Source organism: uncultured Jannaschia sp. (assembly GCF_947503795.1).
In the GTDB taxonomy this organism is placed as follows: Bacteria; Pseudomonadota; Alphaproteobacteria; order Rhodobacterales; family Rhodobacteraceae; genus Jannaschia.
Genome location: NZ_CANNEZ010000002.1, coordinates 481,927 through 500,361, shown reverse-complemented (window position 1 = coordinate 500,361; position 18,435 = coordinate 481,927). Strand labels below are relative to the sequence as shown.

The 18,435-nt window shown below is 69.5% G+C and carries 20 protein-coding genes; 6 read left to right on the top strand and 14 right to left on the bottom strand.

The window, feature by feature from the left end; translation table 11 throughout:
• Positions 1–37 precede the first annotated feature (37 nt).
• The 5 genes from Q0833_RS15010 (at position 38) to Q0833_RS14990 (ending at position 3,920) form a co-directional block, all read left to right on the top strand.
• Positions 38–232, top strand: a complete 195-nt coding sequence (locus tag Q0833_RS15010; RefSeq protein WP_298436596.1) for a hypothetical protein — start codon at positions 38–40, stop codon at positions 230–232.
• Positions 192–905 (top strand): LuxR family transcriptional regulator, encoded by a 714-nt coding sequence (locus Q0833_RS15005; protein WP_298436595.1) that lies wholly within the window; start codon positions 192–194, stop codon positions 903–905. Before Q0833_RS15010 ends, Q0833_RS15005 begins: the two co-directional genes overlap by 41 nt.
• Before the next feature lie 115 nt (positions 906–1,020).
• The gene (locus Q0833_RS15000) at positions 1,021–1,653 is read left to right on the top strand and encodes an acyl-homoserine-lactone synthase (protein ID WP_298436592.1); all 633 of its coding nucleotides are present in this window, start codon (positions 1,021–1,023) and stop codon (positions 1,651–1,653) included.
• 18 nt (positions 1,654–1,671) lie between these two features.
• Positions 1,672–3,198 (top strand): ATP-dependent RecD-like DNA helicase, encoded by a 1,527-nt coding sequence (locus Q0833_RS14995; protein WP_298436589.1) that lies wholly within the window; start codon positions 1,672–1,674, stop codon positions 3,196–3,198.
• The gene (locus Q0833_RS14990; protein ID WP_298436586.1) at positions 3,195–3,920 is read left to right on the top strand and encodes an SDR family oxidoreductase; all 726 of its coding nucleotides are present in this window, start codon (positions 3,195–3,197) and stop codon (positions 3,918–3,920) included. Before Q0833_RS14995 ends, Q0833_RS14990 begins: the two co-directional genes overlap by 4 nt.
• Here the strand turns inward: Q0833_RS14990 and Q0833_RS14985 are convergent.
• Complete coding sequence (locus tag Q0833_RS14985) at positions 3,917–4,672, bottom strand: TIGR02186 family protein (protein WP_298436583.1); 756 nt, start codon at positions 4,670–4,672, stop codon at positions 3,917–3,919. The genes Q0833_RS14990 and Q0833_RS14985 overlap by 4 nt on opposite strands.
• Positions 4,669–5,592, bottom strand: a complete 924-nt coding sequence (locus Q0833_RS14980) for a sulfite exporter TauE/SafE family protein (protein WP_298436580.1) — start codon at positions 5,590–5,592, stop codon at positions 4,669–4,671. Before Q0833_RS14980 ends, Q0833_RS14985 begins: the two co-directional genes overlap by 4 nt.
• Before the next feature lie 206 nt (positions 5,593–5,798).
• On the opposite strand from Q0833_RS14980, the gene Q0833_RS14975 reads away from it, so the two are divergent.
• The gene (locus tag Q0833_RS14975; protein WP_298436577.1) at positions 5,799–7,358 is read left to right on the top strand and encodes a GMC family oxidoreductase; all 1,560 of its coding nucleotides are present in this window, start codon (positions 5,799–5,801) and stop codon (positions 7,356–7,358) included.
• Between the two features lie 71 nt (positions 7,359–7,429).
• On the opposite strand, the gene Q0833_RS14970 is transcribed toward Q0833_RS14975, so the two are convergent.
• From Q0833_RS14970 to Q0833_RS14915, 12 genes are all read right to left on the bottom strand, one after another.
• Positions 7,430–8,224, bottom strand: a complete 795-nt coding sequence (locus Q0833_RS14970; protein ID WP_298436574.1) for a purine-nucleoside phosphorylase — start codon at positions 8,222–8,224, stop codon at positions 7,430–7,432.
• Positions 8,208–9,176 carry an ABC transporter permease gene (locus Q0833_RS14965; RefSeq protein WP_298436572.1) on the bottom strand — a complete coding sequence of 323 codons (969 nt, stop codon included), beginning with the start codon at positions 9,174–9,176 and terminating at the stop codon, positions 8,208–8,210. Before Q0833_RS14965 ends, Q0833_RS14970 begins: the two co-directional genes overlap by 17 nt.
• Positions 9,173–10,333: an ABC transporter permease gene (locus tag Q0833_RS14960; protein WP_298436569.1), complete on the bottom strand. Its 1,161-nt coding sequence runs from the start codon at positions 10,331–10,333 to the stop codon at positions 9,173–9,175. Before Q0833_RS14960 ends, Q0833_RS14965 begins: the two co-directional genes overlap by 4 nt.
• Positions 10,330–11,895: an ABC transporter ATP-binding protein gene (locus tag Q0833_RS14955; protein WP_298436566.1), complete on the bottom strand. Its 1,566-nt coding sequence runs from the start codon at positions 11,893–11,895 to the stop codon at positions 10,330–10,332. The genes Q0833_RS14960 and Q0833_RS14955 overlap by 4 nt, the downstream gene beginning before the upstream one ends.
• A 94-nt stretch (positions 11,896–11,989) precedes the next feature.
• Positions 11,990–12,994 (bottom strand): BMP family ABC transporter substrate-binding protein, encoded by a 1,005-nt coding sequence (locus tag Q0833_RS14950; protein WP_298436563.1) that lies wholly within the window; start codon positions 12,992–12,994, stop codon positions 11,990–11,992.
• Positions 12,995–13,116: 122 nt separating this feature from the next.
• Positions 13,117–13,515 (bottom strand): GNAT family N-acetyltransferase, encoded by a 399-nt coding sequence (locus Q0833_RS14945; protein ID WP_298436561.1) that lies wholly within the window; start codon positions 13,513–13,515, stop codon positions 13,117–13,119.
• 58 nt (positions 13,516–13,573) lie between these two features.
• Positions 13,574–14,188 (bottom strand): tRNA (adenosine(37)-N6)-threonylcarbamoyltransferase complex dimerization subunit type 1 TsaB, encoded by a 615-nt coding sequence (tsaB, locus tag Q0833_RS14940; RefSeq protein WP_298436558.1) that lies wholly within the window; start codon positions 14,186–14,188, stop codon positions 13,574–13,576.
• A complete protein-coding gene (locus Q0833_RS14935; protein ID WP_298436555.1) occupies positions 14,181–14,618 on the bottom strand; it encodes a GFA family protein in 438 nt (145 codons plus the stop codon). Before Q0833_RS14935 ends, tsaB begins: the two co-directional genes overlap by 8 nt.
• A gap of 3 nt (positions 14,619–14,621) precedes the next feature.
• Positions 14,622–15,182 carry a NifU family protein gene (locus Q0833_RS14930; protein WP_298436552.1) on the bottom strand — a complete coding sequence of 187 codons (561 nt, stop codon included), beginning with the start codon at positions 15,180–15,182 and terminating at the stop codon, positions 14,622–14,624.
• 81 nt (positions 15,183–15,263) lie between these two features.
• Positions 15,264–16,730, bottom strand: a complete 1,467-nt coding sequence (locus Q0833_RS14925) for a hypothetical protein (protein ID WP_298436549.1) — start codon at positions 16,728–16,730, stop codon at positions 15,264–15,266.
• Between the two features lie 69 nt (positions 16,731–16,799).
• On the bottom strand, positions 16,800–17,255 hold the full coding sequence (locus Q0833_RS14920; RefSeq protein ID WP_298436546.1) for a universal stress protein: 456 nt from the start codon (positions 17,253–17,255) through the stop codon (positions 16,800–16,802).
• 65 nt (positions 17,256–17,320) lie between these two features.
• Positions 17,321–18,409 (bottom strand): hypothetical protein, encoded by a 1,089-nt coding sequence (locus tag Q0833_RS14915; protein WP_298436543.1) that lies wholly within the window; start codon positions 18,407–18,409, stop codon positions 17,321–17,323.
• Between the last annotated feature and the right edge of the window lie 26 nt (positions 18,410–18,435).

Here is an 18,435-nt window from a genome sequence, read left to right as displayed (position 1 = left end):
TTAAGCTTTCGTTAACCCCTTGGGAAGGAACGTTCGGATGTCGAAGAAGTGGATCATCGAAGTGCTGGGCGACCTGAAGGGGTTCGCGGATGCCAACCGGTTGCCCGAACTGGCCTCGCAGCTGGAAGAGGCCATCGTCGTCGCATCGGTCGAGCTTGTGCAGCGTTCCCCCGCGGAAGAGGCGAGGCCGGATGGCACGAAAGCTGGACGACGTGCTGGAGCGGCTGGGTGACTGCCGCGACCTGACCGATCTGCAGGATGCCGTCTTCGACCTGCGCGACGCCTACGATGTCGAACATCTCGTCTATCATTCGGTCAAGTCGGGCGGCGCCCAATGGGCCGCGCTCACCTACGCGCCGGATTGGGTCGCGGCCTATGTCGAACAGAACTTCCAGACCATCGATCCGGTCGTGCTGGCCTGCTTCCGGCGGTTCACGCCCGTCGATTGGAAGCGGCTCGACTGGTCCGGGCGTCCGGCCCGCGCGCTTCTGGCCGAGGGCATCGGACACGGGCTCGGGAACCAGGGGTTCAGCCTGCCGATCCGGGGACCGTCGGGGCAGTTCGCGCTCTTCACCGTCAACCACAAGGTCGCGGATGACAGTTGGGGCAGGTTCACGCGGGCGCATCTCGATGACCTGCTTCTGGCCGCGCATTACGTGAACGAGCGCGCGCTCGTTCTCGACGGAGATGCGCCGCAGACGCCCGCACCGGCGCTCTCGCGGCGGGAGGCGGACACGCTGACGCTCCTGGCGGCCGGCCGCAGCCGGGCGCAGGCCGCCGAGCGGCTGTCGATCTCCGAGAACACCCTCCGCGTCTATATCGAGAGTGCGCGCCACAAGCTCGGGGCAATCAACACCACCCATGCGGTGGCCAACGCCCTGTCGCGCGGGCTGATCAACCTCTGATCGGCCCTCCGGCCGAACAGGCCCTGTTGCGCAAAATCTTCGCGGGCGCGCGGTAACCTTTCGTCAAGCTGCGCGGCCTCAGCCCCTTTCGTCACACAGACCGGAGGGACGTCCGATGATCCGCTACATCTACGCCGCAGACCTGCCCCGCCATGCCGAGCTGGCCGCCGACATGTTCCGCGACCGCACCGTCCAGTTCCGCGACCGCATGGGCTGGGAGGTGCAGGTCGACCCCTTCGGCTGGGAGACGGACGCCTATGATGGGATGGATCCGCTCTATGTCGTGGCCGAGGACGCGCGGGGCGCCCATGCGGGCTCGATGCGGTTCCTGCCGACCACGGGGCCGCACATGATGGCCGACGTGTTCCCGCATCTGGTCGAGGGCGGGCCGCTGCGCTCGGGCCGGATCTGGGAATGCACGCGGTTCTGCCTTGCCCCCGACGCGGGACCGGGCATGGCGCGCGAACTCCTCCTCGGGGCGAGCGAGCTCGGCCTCGGCTTCGGCCTGACCCATGCGCTCGGGGTGTTCGATGCGCCGATGACGCGCGTCTACCGCCGCCTCGGGTGGGAGCCGGAACTGCTGGGCCGTCCCCGGGACGGAATCGCGGCCGGGCTCTGGACCTTCGACGCCGAGCTGCACGACGCGCTCTGCACAGCGACGGGCATCGCGGCCCGCATCTCGCGCGGCTGGTTCGAGGACGCATTCGGTGACCTCCCGCTGCCGGTCGCCCTTCCGTCCGGGGCCTGAACCCGCCACAAGGGGGCGATGACGACGCCCCCCGCCACGACGCTTTCTCCAGATCAGGCCGAGGCCTGGGATCGCATCGCCGAGATCCTGTCCGACAGCGGAATCGGTATCGGCGAATTCGCCGGCCCGCGCGAGGACGATGACAGCCGCGTCATCGCGATCACCGGCAAGGCGGGGTCGGGCAAGACGCTGCTGCTGGCCGCGATGGTCAAGGACCTGCGCGAGGCGGGGCTGGACCTCGTCTCGGGCGATTACGAGCGCAAGCGCAAGGATCGCCGCACCCTCGCCGTGCTGGCCCCGACCAACAAGGCCGCGAGCGTCCTGCGGACCCGCGGCGTGCCCGCCACCACGATCCACCGCATTCTCTACACGCCGGTCTATGATCCCGAGTACGAGAAGATCGCCGAGTGGCTGGCCGAGGGCGGCCCCCGCCCCACGGTCGAGGGCCTGACCGACGAGGCGCTCGACCGCGCCAAGCGCGTCTACGACGAGACCTCCAGTGTGCCGGGCGCGCTGGCCGCGGCGGGGCTCAGGGGCAGCGACTTCATCACCGGGTGGAAGCGGCGCGACAGTCCGCTGGATGTGGGCTTCGTCGACGAATCCTCGATGCTCGACGACAAGCAGTTCGAGGACCTGAAGGAGATCTTCCCCACCCTCGTCCTCTTCGGCGACCCGGCCCAGCTCGCCCCCGTGAATCAGTCGGGCCGAATGGTGTTCGACCGCTTCTCGGGCGACGATCTCAAGCATCTCGACCGCGTCCACCGTCAGGCGGCGGACAACCCGATCCTCGATCTCGCCCATGCCCTCGGCGATCCCGACCTCGACTTCCACAGCTTCGAGCAGATGATCGAGGACGCCGCCGCCTCCGACGACCGCGTGCAGGTCGCGGGCCGGGTCGACAGCGACCTGATGGCCCGCTCTCCGGTACTCGTCTGGCGCAATGCCACGCGCATACGCCTGATCCGCGCCTTCCGCGGCGCCCATGGGGCCGACGACACGCAGATGCTGCCGGGCGAGCCCCTGATCTGCGACGGGCTGGAGCTGCCGCTGAAGCATCGAAAGCGGCGTATCGACCTCGAGGCGCGGGGCCTCATCAAGGGCGCGCAGGTCGTCTATCTGGGGCCCGGACGGAAGCCCGGCTTCTCCAAGCTCCATGTCGTCGGCGCGCCCGAGCCCGAGATCAGCGTCAGCAGCATCGTCAAGATCGAGCATCCCGACGAGGAAGAGCCGTTCCTGCCCTTCGCGGCCCGCATGGGCGCGGCCTTCCTGCACGGTGCCGCCGTCACGATCCACAAGGCGCAGGGGTCGCAATGGGACCGGGTGCAGGTCTTCGCCCCCGATCTCTACGCCGCGTCCCGCGCGGGGCGGATCGAGGCGGGCCAGCATCTCTGGAAGCGCCTGGCCTATGTCGCGATCACCCGCGCGGCGACGCAGCTCATCTGGGTCAGGCGCTATGCGCTGGCCTTGCCGCAGCACGCGCTCGACACGTCGGACCTGAAGGCCGAACCCGCCCCGTTGACGCTCGAACAGGAGACCCAGGAATGACCCGCACCATTCTCATCACAGGCGCGTCGTCGGGCATCGGTGCCGCGACCGCGCGGATCTTTCTCGACGCGGGCTGGACCGTCGGCCTGATGGCGCGCCGCGCCGATGCGCTGGCCGAGGTGGCGGGCGACCATCCGAACGCCCATGTCCTGCCCGGCGACGTCACAGACCCCGAGGCCTGCGACCGCGTGACCGACATGTTCACCGAGCGCGCGGGCCGCCTCGACGTGCTCTTCAATAATGCAGGGCTGTTCGTGCCCGCCGCGCCCATCGACGAGGTGCCACTGGAGGATTGGGACCGCGCCGTCGCGGTCAACCTGACCGGCATGTTCCTGATGGCCCGCGCGGCATTCCGGGTGATGCGCGCCCAAGGCGGCGGGCGGATCGTCAACAACGGCTCGATCTCGGCCCATGTCCCGCGAGAGGGCGCGGTCAGCTACACCGTCACCAAGCACGCGATCACGGGTCTGACGAAACAGCTTGCGCTCGACGGGCGCGCGCTCGGGATCGCCTGCGGCCAGATCGACATCGGCAACGCCCGGACCCCCATGGTCGAGGCGCTGGACCACGCGCAGCGCGCGGCGGGGGACGCGGGCGTGGCGACCATGGACGTGGCCGACGCCGCCCGCGCGGTCCTCCACATGGCGAGCCTGCCGCCCGAAGCGAACGTGCTGACGATGACGATCATGGCCAACGCCATGCCCTATGTCGGTCGCGGCTAGGGCAGGATGTAGCGGAACACCGTCGAGGCGAGCCATCCCGCCGAGATCGCGATGAAGAGCGACAGAAGCCCGTAAATCAGCGGCTGTTCGTGGGCGAGGTTGTAGATCATCCGCTCCAATCCGACCTTCTGGACGAAGATCGATGTTGCGTAGACGTCGATCACCGCCCCGTCCCGCGTCAGGAAGATGCGAGTGTCGTAATTGCCTTCGGTCAGGTCCGAGGGCAGCGCGATCTCGGCCGAGAACAGCGTCTCGTCGCGCAGGGCCACCGTCTCCTCCTTTACCGCGTAGAGATCGGCGTCCTGCCGGACCCGCAGCAGGGCCTCGAGAAAGGCGGGCGTATCCCCCGCCATGTCGGTCGCGCCGACCGCGCGGAGCTTGCGGCGGGGCGAGATACTCCAACGCAGGTCCTCGGTCTCCGACAGCGAGGTCCCCAGCGGCAGCGACGAGGCGACGGCATAGAAGCTCGGCGCGCGCTCGACATCGATGCCCTCGACATTGATCCAGATGCCAAAGCGGCGGTCCTTGCGACGCACGATGACCGCCTCGTCCGGTCCCGCGATCGTCACGATCACCCCGAGCGGCCCGCCCTCGGGCACGGGGGCCTCGCGCTTGACCGCCCCGAAGACGAGGATCTCCGAGCCGTCGAACGAGGTCGAGATCGACACGCGGTCCTGGCTCAGGGCCGCGACCACCTCCTCGGCGGCGGCGGGCGCAGCGAGCGCCAGCAGGACGAGCAGCGCGCGGATCAATGCCCCGACTCCGCGCCGACGGAGAAGAGCTCCGCCGGTTGGATCAGGAGGTCGGCGGCCAGCTTGGCGCAGACCAGAAGGACCATTCCCGCGAGCAGGATGCGCAACTGCTCGGCCTTGAGCTTGGTGCCGATGCGCGTGCCGACCTGCGCCCCGACGACGCCCCCGACCAGCAGCAGCACCGCGAGGACCATATCGACGGTGTAGTTGGTCGTCGCGTGCAGGAGCGTGGCGAAGCCCGTGACGAAGATGATCTGGAAGAGCGAGGTGCCGACCACGACCTTGGTGGGCATGCCCAGCAGGTAGATCATCGCGGGCACCATGATGAACCCGCCGCCGACGCCCATGATCGCGGCCAGAACGCCGACGAAGAGCCCGACGAGCAAGGGCGGCAGCACCGAGATATAGAGACCGCTGGTGCGGAACTTCATCTTCAGAGGCAGTGCGTGGATCCAGCCCCGCTGGCGCCGCACGGTCCGGGGCGCCGGGCCCTTGGCACGCGCCTTGCGGATGGCGTTCAGGCTCTCGATGAACATCAGCGCGCCGATGACCCCGAGGAACACGACGTAGCAGAGCTTGACCAGCAGATCGACCTGACCCTGCTCGCGCAGGATCGCGAAGACCTGGACACCGATCGCCGCCCCCACGAGGCCGCCGATCAGCAGAACGGTGCCCATTCGGAAATCGACCGTCTTGCGGCGCACATGCGCCAGCACGCCCGAGAAGCTGGAGGCGACGATGATGTTGGCTTCGGTCGCGACCGCGACGGCGGGCGGGATGCCGACCATGAAGAGAAGCGGCGTCATCAGGAAACCGCCGCCCACCCCGAACATCCCCGAGAGGACACCGACCATCCCGCCCAGCCCCAGAAGCAGGAAGGCGTTGACCGACACTTCGGCGATGGGGAGGTAGATCTGCACGGGCGGCTCCCGGATGTATGCGCTTCCATAGGCGCAGCGTCGCCCGATATCAAACCCCCGCAGGCCGCGCGCTCACGCGGTGCGCCCGGATCGCAAGGCTTCGACATGGATCGTGACCGGGGCCGGGTCCGCGTCCGGGGCCGGACGCGGGGTTCGCCTTGCCCTCGAAGCGCTCCGGGAGGACGGTGACCGCAGGAGGTGCGGGCATGCAGGTGGATTACGTGATCGTGGGCGGTGGATCGGCCGGGTGCGTGATGGCCGCGCGGCTTTCCGAGGATCCGGCGGTCTCGGTGCTCTTGCTCGAAGCGGGGGGCGAGGCGCGCAACCCGCTGCTCCATCTACCCGCCGGCCTGGCCGAGGCGCTGGGCCACAAGGTCGCCGATTGGGACTTCGCGACCGTGCCGCAGCCGGGCCTCGACAATCGCCGCCTCCGCTGGCCGCGGGGCCGGGTGCTGGGCGGCTCGTCGGGGATCAACGCGATGTGCTACGCGCGCGGCGATCTGAGCGATTACGACGATTGGGGCCACGGCTGGTCTGGGGCCGAGGCGCTGCATCTCTTCAAGGCGTCCGAAACCCATTCCGAAGGCATCTCGCAATGGCACGGCGATTCCGGGCCGCTGCGGGTGACCCGCCCGGACTGGGCGCATCCCGCCACGCGGCGATACCTTCAGGCGGGCGAACAGGCCGGGCACGCGCGGGTCGAGGACTTCGCAGCACCGCTGCGCGACGGCGTCGGGCGTTTCGACACGACGACCCATCGCGGCCTGCGCTGCTCGGCGGCGCGCGCCTACCTGCCGGACGCGGTGCGCGCGCGGCCGAACCTCACCATCCGCACGGGTCAACAGGTCCGGCGCGTGGGCTTCGACGGCCGCCGCGCCGTCGCGGTCGAGACCGGCTCGGACAGCTTCGAGGCTCGGCGCGAGGTGATCCTCTCGGCCGGTGCGATCGGCTCGCCTCAGCTCTTGATGGTCTCGGGGGTCGGCCCCGCGGCGCATCTGGCCGAGCATGGCATCGGTCTCGTCCACGATGCGGCGGGTGTGGGCGGCAACCTCCAGGACCATCTCGATATCACCTGCATGCTGCTGACCCGGCCGGGCAGCGCGATCGGCTACGCGCCCGGCACACTCGGACAGGCGTTGCGCGCGCCCTACGACTGGCTGCGCGGGCGCACCGGTCTCCTGGCGTCGAACCTCGCCGAGGGGAACGGGTTCGCCCGCTCCCGCGAGGGGCTGGAGAAGCCGGACATCCAGTTCCACTTCCTGCCTGCGCTGGGCGAGAACCACGGCGAAACCCGGAACTGGGGTCGGACGGGCGTCTCGCTCCATGCCTGCGCGCTCTATCCGCGCTCGCGCGGGCGGCTGCGGCTGGCCTCGGACGACCCGGCGGCGAAACCCGTGATTGACCCGAACTATCTCTCGGATGGGCGCGACCTCGAGGTGCTGGTGGCGGGCGCGCGGATGGCCGCGTCGATCCTGTCGCAACCCGCCTTCGACGACATCCGCCTCGGGTGGCACCGCCCGTCCGAACCGCCCGAGACCGATGCCGGATGGAAGACAGAGATCCGCGCGCGCGCGGAATCGATCTATCACCCGGTCGGAACCGCCGCGATGGGCGACGTGACGGATGGCGACGGGCGCGTCGCGGGTGTCGAGGGCCTGCGTGTGGTCGACGCGTCGCTCATGCCGACGATCGTCGGGGGCAACACCAACGCGCCGGTCATCATGATGGCCGAGCGCATCTCCCGGAGGATCGCGGAAGCCGCGTGAACTCGGGGATGTAGCGTTTGCGCATCGCGGTGCTGCGGACGCCGCGTCGGCCCGAGCGCCCGAACGGCCGGTCAGGCCAGAAACCGCGTCAGCACCTTCTCGAGCTTCGCAGCCCCGAGCGGCGCCATGGCCTTGGTGTGGTCATGGCTGATCGCCTCGTCCGAGAGGCCCGCCGCCATGTTGGTGATCGTGGAGATGGCCGCGGCTTTCAGCCCCAGGAACCGCGCCAGGATAACCTCGGGCACCGTCGACATCCCCACTGCGTCCGCACCCAATGTCCGGATCGCGCGGATCTCGGCCGGCGTCTCGAAGGAGGGGCCGGAGTACCAGGCATAGACGCCTTCGTGCAGCTCGACATCCTCGGCGGCCGCCGCGTCGCGCAAACCCGCGCGCAAGGCCGGGTCGTGCGCATCGCCCATCGGCACGAAGCGCGCATCCGTCGGCTCGCCGATCAACGGGTTCAGCCCCGAGAAGTTGATATGGTCCGACAGGAGCATCAGGGATCCGGTCGGCATGTCCGGGTCCAGAGATCCGGCGGCATTGGTCGCGATCACGCCCTCGGCGCCCAGATCGGCCAGTACTTCCAGCGGCACGCGCATCGCATCGGCCCGCCCGCTCTCGTAGTAATGCGACCGCCCGCCGAACACCGCGACGCGGGTGCCACCGAGTTGGCCGATCACCAACTTGGGGTTGTGCCCGCTGACGCCCGCATGGGGAAAGCCGGGCAGGTCGGCATAGTCGATCGCCACGCCCTCGACCCGGTCCGCGAGATGCCCCAGGCCCGAGCCGAGGATCAGGCCGTAGCGCGGCGCCTCCGATCCGGCGCGGTCGCGGACGAGCGCAAGGAGGTCAGCGTTCCTTGACATAGGGTTCACCTCCGGCGCGCGGCGGGATCGCGCGGCCGACGAAGCCCGCGAGGATCACCACCGTCAGGATGTAGGGGATCGCGTCCAGAAGGGCCGAGGGTATGTCGATGCCGACGATGCCCTCGATCAGGTCGCCCCGGAAGCCGAGCGTCTGGAGGAATCCGAACAGGAGACACGCCCAGAGCGCATACCACGGCCGCCACTTGGCGAAGATCAGCGCAGCGAGCGCGATGAAGCCGCGCCCCGCCGACATTTCCTTGACGAACCCCGCCGAGAGCGCGGTCGCCAGATACGCCCCCGCGATGCCGCAGAGCACGCCACAGATCATCACCGCGGCATAGCGCAGGCCGACGACGCTGACGCCCGCCGTGTCGACTGCGGCCGGGTTCTCGCCCACCGCGCGCAGGCGCAGACCAAAGCGCGTACGGAACAGCACCCACCAGGTCAGCGGCACGATCAGGAGGGCGACATAGACCAGCGCCGAATGCCCCGAGAGGAGTTCGGAATAGAGCGGCCCGAGGATCGGCACGTCGCGCACTGCGTCGGCGAAGGGCAGGGTGATCTCGCGGAAGCGGGCTGCGCCTTCGAGCTGCGGCGTCCGGCCGCCCAGCGCGAACCACGCCTCGCCGATCACGACCGTGAGGCCCGAGGCGAGGAAGTTGATCGCCACCCCCGAGATCAGCTGGTTGCCCCGGAAGGTGATCGAGGCCAGCCCGTGGATCAGCGACAGCGCCATCGACGCCGCGATCCCCGCCAGAAGGCCCAGCCAGACATTGCCAGTGTAGTAGGCGAAGGCGGCCGACATGAAGGCCGAGGCCAGCATCTTGCCCTCGAGCCCGATGTCGAAGATGCCCGCCCGCTCGGAGAAGAGCCCGGCCAGACACGCCAGCAACAGCGGCGTCGCGAGGCGGAGCGACGAGTCGAGGATCTGGATCAGTTCGAGGAAATTCATGGCTCGGCCTTCCCGCGTTCGGGATGCCCGCCCGCCTCCAGCGGGGTGGTCGGGGCAGGGGGCTCGGGGCTGCGGCGCGCGGCGTGGAACATGCGCTCCATCGGCAGGCGGACCATGTTGTCGAGCGCGCCGGTGAACAGGATCACCAGCGCCTGGATCACGAGGATGATCTCGCGCGTCATGCCGTTCATCTCGAAGGTCAGCTCGCCGCCGCCCTGGTAGAGCGCACCGAAGAGAAGGGCCGCGAGGAACACGCCCGCCGGGTGCGACCGGCCCATCAGCGCCACCGCGATGCCGACGAAGCCCGCGCCCTGCACCGGGTCGATCACGAGGCGTTCGGCCTCGCCCATGACCGAGTTGATCGCCATCAGCCCGATCAGCCCGCCCGAGATCAGCATGGCGATCATCGTGATACGAACGGGCGAGATGCCCGCATAGACCGCCGCCGGTTCCGAGTGGCCGAAGGCGCGGATCTCATAGCCCAGCCGTGTGCGCCAGATCAGCGCCCAGACGAAGACGCAGGCCGCGATGGCGAGGAAGAAGCTGACGTTCAGGGGGGTCGAGCGCGAGAAGCCCAGCCACGGTGCCACGTCATAGGCGTTGGGCAAGCGCACCGCCTCGGCGAAGCGCGCCGTCTCGGGCGAGCCGCCGGCACCGGGCACAAGGAGGACGTTCGACAGAAGATAGACCATCAGCGCCGAGGCGATGAAGTTGAACATGATCGTCGTGATGACGATGTGGCTGCCGCGCTTGGCCTGAAGATAGGCCGGGATCGCGGCCCAGGCCGCGCCGAATACCGCGGCGCCGACGCAGGCCGCCGCAAGGCCGATCGTCCAATGCGGCCATGGCACCGCGAGCAGCACCAGCGCGGTTCCGAGCCCGCCCAGCGCCGCCTGCCCCTCGCCGCCGATGTTGAAGAGCCGCGCGTGGAACGCGACCGCGACGCCGAGGCCGGTGAAGATGAAATTCGTTGTGTAGAAGAGCGTGTAGCCCCAGCCATAGGCCGACCCGACCGAGCCGTCGACAAGGATGTAGAGCGCCTCGAACGGGTCCTTCCCGATCAGCGCCACGACGAGGCCCGACACGATCAGCGCGAGCAGCAGGTTGATCAGCGGGATCAACAGGATGTCGACCCACTTGGGAAGCGTGTCGTTCATGCTGCGCGCCCTTCCATGCCCGCCATCAGGAGGCCCAGTTCGCCCTGATCGGTCTCCGACGGCAGGCGTTCGCCCATGATGCGGCCGTCGAACATCACCGCTATGCGGTCCGAAAGGGCCATGATCTCGTCGAGCTCGACCGAGACCAGAAGGATCGCCTTCCCCTGGTCGCGGAGCGCGATAATCTGCTGATGGATGAACTCGATGGCGCCGATATCGACGCCGCGCGTCGGCTGGCCGATCAGAAGGAGGTCGGGATTTCGCTCGATCTCACGGGCGAGGACGATCTTCTGCTGGTTGCCGCCCGAGAAGTTCTTGGCCGCCAGCGTCGGGTCGGGCGGGCGGACGTCGAACCGCTCCATCTTCTCCTCGCAGTCGCGGCGCATGGCGGCGTTGTCCATGAAGATGCGCGAGCTGAAGCGGGGATCGTGGTGGTAGCCGAAGCCCACGTTCTCCCAGGCGCGGTAGTCCATGATGAGACCCTCGCGCTGGCGGTCCTCGGGGACGTGGGCGATGCCCCGATCGCGCCGGGTCCGCGCGTCCGACGCGTTGCCGGTGATGTCGAGCACCTGTCCGTTCATGCGGATCGTGCCGGTGCCGTTGGCATAGCCGCCCAGCACCTCGAGCAATTCCGACTGGCCGTTGCCCGCGACGCCCGCGATGCCCAGCACCTCGCCGCGCCGGAGTTGCAGGTCGATGCCGCGCAGCCGCTCGACGCCCAGCGCATCGACCACGCGCAACCCCTCGACCTCGAGCACGACCTCGCCCGGTGTCGCGGGTACCTTGTCGACGCGGAGCAGGACCTTGCGCCCCACCATCAGCTCGGCCAGCGCCTCGGGCGAGGTCTCGGCGGTCTTGACGGTGGCGGTCATCTCGCCGCGCCGCATGACGCTGACGGTGTCCGTCACCTCCATGATCTCGCGCAGCTTGTGCGTAATCAGGATGATCGTCTTCCCCTCGTCGCGCAGCCCCTTGAGGATGCGGAAGAGGTGGTCGGCCTCGGCGGGGGTCAGCACGCCGGTCGGCTCGTCGAGGATCAGGATATCCGCCTCGCGGTAGAGCGCCTTCAGGATCTCGACCCGCTGCTGCTGGCCGACGCCCAGCTCCTCGATGATGGCGTCGGGATCGACATCCATCTCGTAATCGTCTGCGAGCTGCTTCAGCAGCTTGCGCGCCTTGGCCAGCGACGGCTTCAGAAGGCCGCCATCCTCGGCCCCGAGGATCACGTTTTCCAGAACGGTGAAGTTCTCGACCAGTTTGAAATGCTGGAAGACCATGCCGATGCCCGCGTCGATCGCGGCTTGGCTGTCGGGGATCTCGGTCTTCCTGCCGCCGATGAAGACCTCGCCCGCATCCGCCTTGTAGAAGCCGTAGAGGATCGACATCAGCGTCGATTTCCCCGCCCCGTTCTCGCCGATGATCCCGTGGATCGAGCCACGCTTGACCTGGATCGAGATGTCCTTGTTGGCCTGAACGGGCCCGAACGCCTTGGAGATGCCGCGCAGCTCGATCGCGAGGGGCGGCTCGGATGTCTGGCTCTGGGACTGGGTCTGCGGGGTCATGCACGCTCCAGTAGGCCGGTCATGCGGCACGGGGTCGTCGGGGTGGGGACGGGGCCACGGGGGCCCCGTCCGGGATCATCTTGCCGTTCGGCGATCAGAAGGCCGGGCAGCTGTTATCCGACAGGTAGTCGTGGACCATGATCTCGCCCGCGATGATCTGGGCCTTGGCCTCGTCCACGGCGGCCTGCATTTCGGCAGTCACGAGATCGGCGTTGTTCTCGTCCATGGCGTAGCCGACGCCCTCGTTCTCGAGGCCCATGACCGAAATGCCCGATTCCAGCTCGCCCGCGGCGGCTTGGGTGAAGCTGTCATAGACGGCGTTGTCCACGCGCTTGACCATCGAAGTCAGGATCGAACCGGGGTGCAGGTAGTTCTGGTTCGAGTCGACGCCGATCGCCTTGATGCCCTCGTCCGCAGCGGCCTGCAGGACACCGATCCCGGTGCCGCCGGCGGCCGCGAAGACCACGTCGGATCCCTGGCTGATCTGGCTGCGCGTCAGCTCGGCGCCCTTCACCGGGTCGTTCCAGGCGCTGGGCGTCGTGCCGGTCATGTTGACGATGACGTTCATGTCCGGGTTCACCGCCTTGGCGCCTTGGGCATAACCGCAGGCGAACTTGGAGATGAGCGGAACGTCCATGCCGCCGACGAAGGACACGGTGCCCGTCTCGGAGGCCATCGCGGCCATCATGCCGACGAGGTAGCTGCCCTCGTGCTCGGAGAAGACGATGGACTTCACGTTGGGCTGGTCGACGACCATGTCCACGATCACGAAATCGGTCTCGGGATAGTCGGGGGCGACCACCTCCAGCGTCGAGGCGTTGGCGAAGCCGAGGACGACGACCGGGTTCGCGCCCCGCTCTGCCATGCGGCGCATGGTCTGCTCGCGCTGCGCTTCGTTGGCGAGCTCCGTCTCGGCATACTCGCCGCCCGTCTCTTCGACCCAGCGCTGGGCGCCGTTGAACGCGCTTTCGTTGAACGACTTGTCGAACTTGCCGCCCAGGTCGATGATCAGGCCGGGCTCGGCATCCTGGGCGAAGCCCATGCCGGCGGTCAGGGCGAGGGTCGCCGCGGCGCCCATCAGTTGCTTGGTGAAGGTCATGTATCGCTCCCGTTGGTGGGCGCGGGTTCATGGTCGTGGCAGACCCCCGCGCCGCGTTTGATGCAGGGGATAAGGCCGCAGGGGGCCGCGAAGATCAACCGGATTCGCCCGTTGACCCTCCGTCAGAGGGTCTTGCGGAGCGTCAGGGCGTCGACGCCTCCATAATAGCCGGTCCGTTGACCCGCGAGCTGCCAGCCGGCCCCGTCATAGAGCGCGCGGGCGGGGGCATTGTCGGCCGCGACCTCGAGAAAGGCGGCATCTGCGCCGCGCGTGCGGGCCGTGTCCTCGAACCGGGCCAGCAGCGACTGGCCGAGCCCCGCGCGCCGGTGATCCGGGTCGACCGCGAGCGTCAGGAGCTCCGCCTCGTCGGCCACCGTCCGTCCCAGAAGGAACCCCGTCTCCCTCTCGGCCAGCACGAAGCAGAGCGGATCGCTGACGGCCGCGGCAAAGGCCGCGTCCGACCATCGCGCAGGTCCGTGGAAGCAGGCCGCGTGCAGCGCGGCCATTTGGTCGATCTTCATGGGGCCGGTCTCCCCCTTCTGGGAAGGACTATAACGACGCAGGCGCGCCGGCCCACCCTCAGATGAGGATCGGCGGCGGATCCGACGGCGGGGCCGCGTCGGCGGGCCGCAGATAGATCGGCGCAGGCCGGGCGCGTCCGGGCGCGGCGCGGGTCGCGGCGACGCGCGCGATGGCGATGGCCACGGGTTCGGACGGGGCGGGAACGGTGCCCGGCGCCATCGTGCCGGCGGCGGGCCCGGTCAGGGCTGCGGGCCAGCCATCGGGCAGGGCGTCGCCGGGTGTCCGCGTCTCGATCGTGTCGCGCCAGCCCAGATGCACCTGGCCGCGCGGCGCCGGCAGGCAGACCGTGACGTCGCGCCCGGCGGCCAGCGCCTCGACCGTGCCCACGCCCTCGGCTGGGATGCCCAGCCCCAGCGCCAGCCCCCGTGCGGCTGCGACCGCGATGCGCGTGCCGGTGAAATTGCCCGGCCCGATCCCGACGCCGATCGCGTCGAGGTCGGACCAGGCTGCCCGTCCCTCGGACAAAAGCGCTTCGAGGACCGGCATCAGCCGTTCCGCCTGTCCGCGCGTCATCGGCTCTTCGCGCGCGGCGACGACCTTGCCCCCCCGCAGAAGCGCTGCGGCGCAATGGGGGCCGGACGTGTCGAAGGCGAGGATCAGGCGCTCAGCCATCGAGATCCAGCTCGGCGTTCAGCCGATCCCGGCCACTGCCACCCGAGCGGGGCAAGCCGTCGTCGAGATGCAGCCACGGCAGGGCGGCGTCGGCATGGGAATGGGACGCGGGCACGAGGGCCTCGGCCTGGTCGAGTACCCCGAGCGGGACCCAGACCTGGTCCGGCAGATAGTCGAACCGGGCCGCCAGCGGCGAGCCGCAGGTCGGGCAGGTCCAGCGCGCGACACCCGCGACCGCCCGGAACGGCTCGAGCGTGTCGGGGCTGAGGTGCAGCGTATCGGGCGGGAAGGCGGCGAAGGCGGGTTGCGGCGCGCCGGTCCAGCGGCGGCAGTCGCGGCAGTGGCACCATGCGACGGTCAGCGCCGCGCCATCCGCCGAAATGCGCGAGGCGCCGCAATAGCAGCGCCCCGTGACGACCGGATCGGCCAAGGATCAGACCCCGACGGGCCGGACTTCGAGGACTTCGGGGATGTAGTGCCGGAGCAGATTCTCGATCCCCATCTTCAGCGTCATCGTCGAAGAGGGACAGCCCGCGCAGGCGCCCTTCATCTGGAGATAGACGACGCCCCGCTCGTAGCCGTGGAACGTGATGTCGCCGCCATCCTGCGCAACGGCCGGACGGACGCGCGTGTCCAGAAGCTCGGTGATCTGGCCGACGACGGCGCTGTCGGCCTCGTCGTGGTTGGCGCCGTGGGCGGACTGCGTCTCGCCCTCCATGACGGGCGCGCCCGACTGGAAATGCTCCATGATGCCGCCGAGGATCGCGGGCTTCACGTGATCCCACTGGGTGCCTTCGTTCTTGGTCACCGTCACGAAGTCATGGCCGAGGAACACGCCCGTGACGCCCTCGATCCCGAAGAGACGGGTCGCGAGGGGACTGGGTGCGGCGCTGTCGGAATCGGGAAAATCGGCCGTACCGGTATCGAGCACTGTCTGGCCGGGCAGGAATTTCAGCGTCGCGGGGTTCGGGGTCGTCTCGGTCTGGATGAACATGGGGGGCACCTCCGGGGTCGGTCTTCTATGTGCGCCTTCGGCCGCCGGGGGTCAAGGTTTTGGAACCGTTCTAAACTGCTCTCAGCGGCGGTCGCAGCGAAGCGCCACGACGGCGGATCGCGCATCCGCTCCGATGCCGCGCCGGTCGCCACCGCGCCGGAACGGCACGCCCATCCCGTCCAGCGCGCGGGCCAGCCGGTCGGGCGTGACTGTCTCGCCCAGCCCGTCCGCGGCCCGGTCCTCGAGCCAGAGACCCACAAGCGTGCCCTCCGACGACAGGACGGGCGCGCCGGCGGCACCCCGAGCATCGGGTGCGGCCTCGACCAAGAGGACGCCGTCGCCCGTGATCTCTCGCAGGATGCGGCCGCGCGTCGTGCGCGCGTCGCCATCGCGCCCGACGCGGGTCAGGAGGGCCAGCCCGTCGCCACGGCGCGGCGTGCCGTCATCGAGCGGAAGCCAGCCATCGCTACGCCCCGGCGCGGCATAGACCGCGACGCCCGCGTCCCGGTCGACATCGACGCGCACCAGCGCAGCCCCCCCCGCGATACGAACGCCGTCGCAGACCCGGTCGAGCCGGGTCGTCGTGACGATGTCGGTCGTGTTCACGAAGGTCCCCGTGGCGATGCGCCGGCCGCGGTCGGGATCGGGCAGGGGGGCGGGTGCAGGCGTGGCGACCGGCGCGCGGTCGTCCCGGTCGCGGTTGAGAAGCCCCGTGATCGCCCCGATCAGCGCCCCTTCGAGGGCATCCTCCAGCGACACGTCACCGCGACCGCCATTCGTCGCGGGACGGTCCGGCTCGGGAAGGGCGGGGCCCGACCCGCCGAGCAGCGCCGCGATCACGCCGCCCGTGCCCGGTGCGATATCGCCCATGTTGCGGCGCGCAAAGCTGGCCGCGACGAGCTGCAGCCGCGCCTGGTTGGCATCGTCCGCCACCAGCGTGTGCGTCATCCAGCGCCCATTGTGGCGATCCGAGCGCAGGTAGGTGTGGCGCCCGCCGCGCAGCTGTGCCGCCGTGATCATCCGCGTATCCGTCCGCAGCGTGTAGGGATCGCGGTCGGTCCGCGCATCAGCCAGGAAGGTCGCGTGCAGGTCGTCGGGCCGCCGGTTCATCGGCTGCGCGATCAGCAGGAACGACGCGTCGGGCGTGTAGTAGCGCGTGTCCGCGCCGACGTTCTGGACCTGGAGGATGCCGTCGGGCCGCAGGTGGTAGACCTGCCAGTCGGGATGCCAGACCGGCACCCAGCCGCTCCCCTGCCGCTCGGCCTCGAACCCGCGCATCAGGCTGCGAACGTCCCTCCATGTCGGCGTCCGGCTGCCCGTCGTCTCGCGGACATATTGATCGAGCGCGCCTTGGCTACCTCGGCCCCAGGCACCGTCCAGAAGCGCGTCATAGGTTCCCGCATGGGCCAGCGCGGCCTGCACCAGCCGCTTCTCCGACGAGGTCAGCCGACCCGGATCGAACGGCCCGTTGATGCGGATGGCCTGCTGCGCCGCCGCAGCCCCCGCCAGCGTCAACGTCACGATAAGGGCGAGGGCGATGCGGAACATGGGTGCGGTCTCCGGCAAGCTGTTGAGCCCATTAGGCTAGCAGTCCGGCGTCGGCTTTCCAGTGCGCGCTCAGGCGATGCCCTCGAGCTGCTCCTTGGTGAGGTTGCCCGGAACGATTGTCATCGGCACGGGGAGGTTGCCCGCGGACTTGGTCAGCGCGGTGACCAGCGGCCCCGGACCCTTGCCCTCGACTGCGGCACCCAGCACCAGCACGCCGATCTCCGGATCCTCGCGCACTTGGGCCAGGATCTCGTCCACCGGCTCGCCCTCGCGGATCACCAGATGCGGCTCCAGCCCGTGCTTGTCGCGCATCCATTTCGCGAAGACCTCGAAATGCGCCACGATGCGCTCGCGGGCCTCCTCGCGCATGATGTCGCCGACCCCGATCCAGTGGTTGAACTCGTCGGGCGGGATCACCGACAGCACCTCGACCCCCGCGCGCGTGTGCTCGGCCCGAAGCGACGCAAAGCGCATGGCGTTCAGGCATTCGCGGCTGTCGTCGAGGACGACAAGGAACTTGCGCATCTGGGGCCTCGGGCGTGGTTTCGGCAGCGCACAGCATGGCGCTGGCGCACCGGTCTGGCAAGCGCTCAGGCGGTGCGGGTGAGAACGGGTTCCCGGCGCGGCGGGGGCGCACTGAAGAGGCGCAGGCCCGCGCGCACGGACGCCGTGCCGATGCGGGTCGCGATCACGAGTGCCAGTTGCAGCACGGCCAGCCAGACGGCCACCATCGCCGCAACCGCCACCCGGCTGACGCGCATCCCGGCCCGCAGGGTCCGCGACTTGCCGAGGACGGCGAAGGTCCGGGTCGTGCGCGGCCCCATGGCCTCGGCGATGCGGGCGACATGACGGGCGTCCTCGGGGGTGTCGATCAGCCGGGTCAGGCGCAACGCCTCGCCGGTCGAGGTCGCGCGGCGCACGCGCTGGAGGTCCGCTGCCACGGCGCCCAGCGACGTCAGCTTGGCGGTGTCCGTGATCTCGCCGATCCCGATCCGGCCCGTTACGACGCCCGGAACCCCGTCCCACCGCACCGGGACGCGCAGCATCCGCGCAAGCTCCGGTGTGACCGCGCCGATCCGCCGCCCCAGCCGCAATAGGCTGGCCCCCGCCTTCACCGTCACGCTGCTTCCGCCGGACACGAGGATGCCGGCCGTCGCCGCCAGTCCCAGCGTCGCAAGGCCCGCCTCGACTTCATCCACCTCGACATCCGTGGCCCAATTCATCGCCTGCCGCCGGAGCGCGTTCACATCCCCCAGGGGCGACATCTCGAAGGGTACCGCGCAGGCGCCGAGCATCGCGACGGACGGGCAGGACATGGCATCCGCCATGCAGGCGACGCAGGCCGCCGCGCTGGCGGTCCACCCTTCGGCCTCCGCGATCAGCGCCGCGGCGGGCGCCCGGTCCACGACATGTCCCAGATCGTCCGCCAGCCCCAACAGCATCGCGGCCCGTTCCGCATCCTCCTCGGCCACCGCCGCCTCAAGCGACGCCGCGACCCATTCGGCCGTCGCGGCGATCCGGACCGATCGCTCCAGCGACAGAACGAGATCCTCACCTGTCCGCTCGATCAGGGGGGCCGAAAGCGGGTTGGTCGACAGCGCCCAAAGCGCCACCGCACAGGTCGTCGCAAAGGGCGCGACCCCCGCGACCCCTCGGATCACCGAAAATAGAACTGCCATGCCCGCGCCTCCGCGAAGGCCGTCTG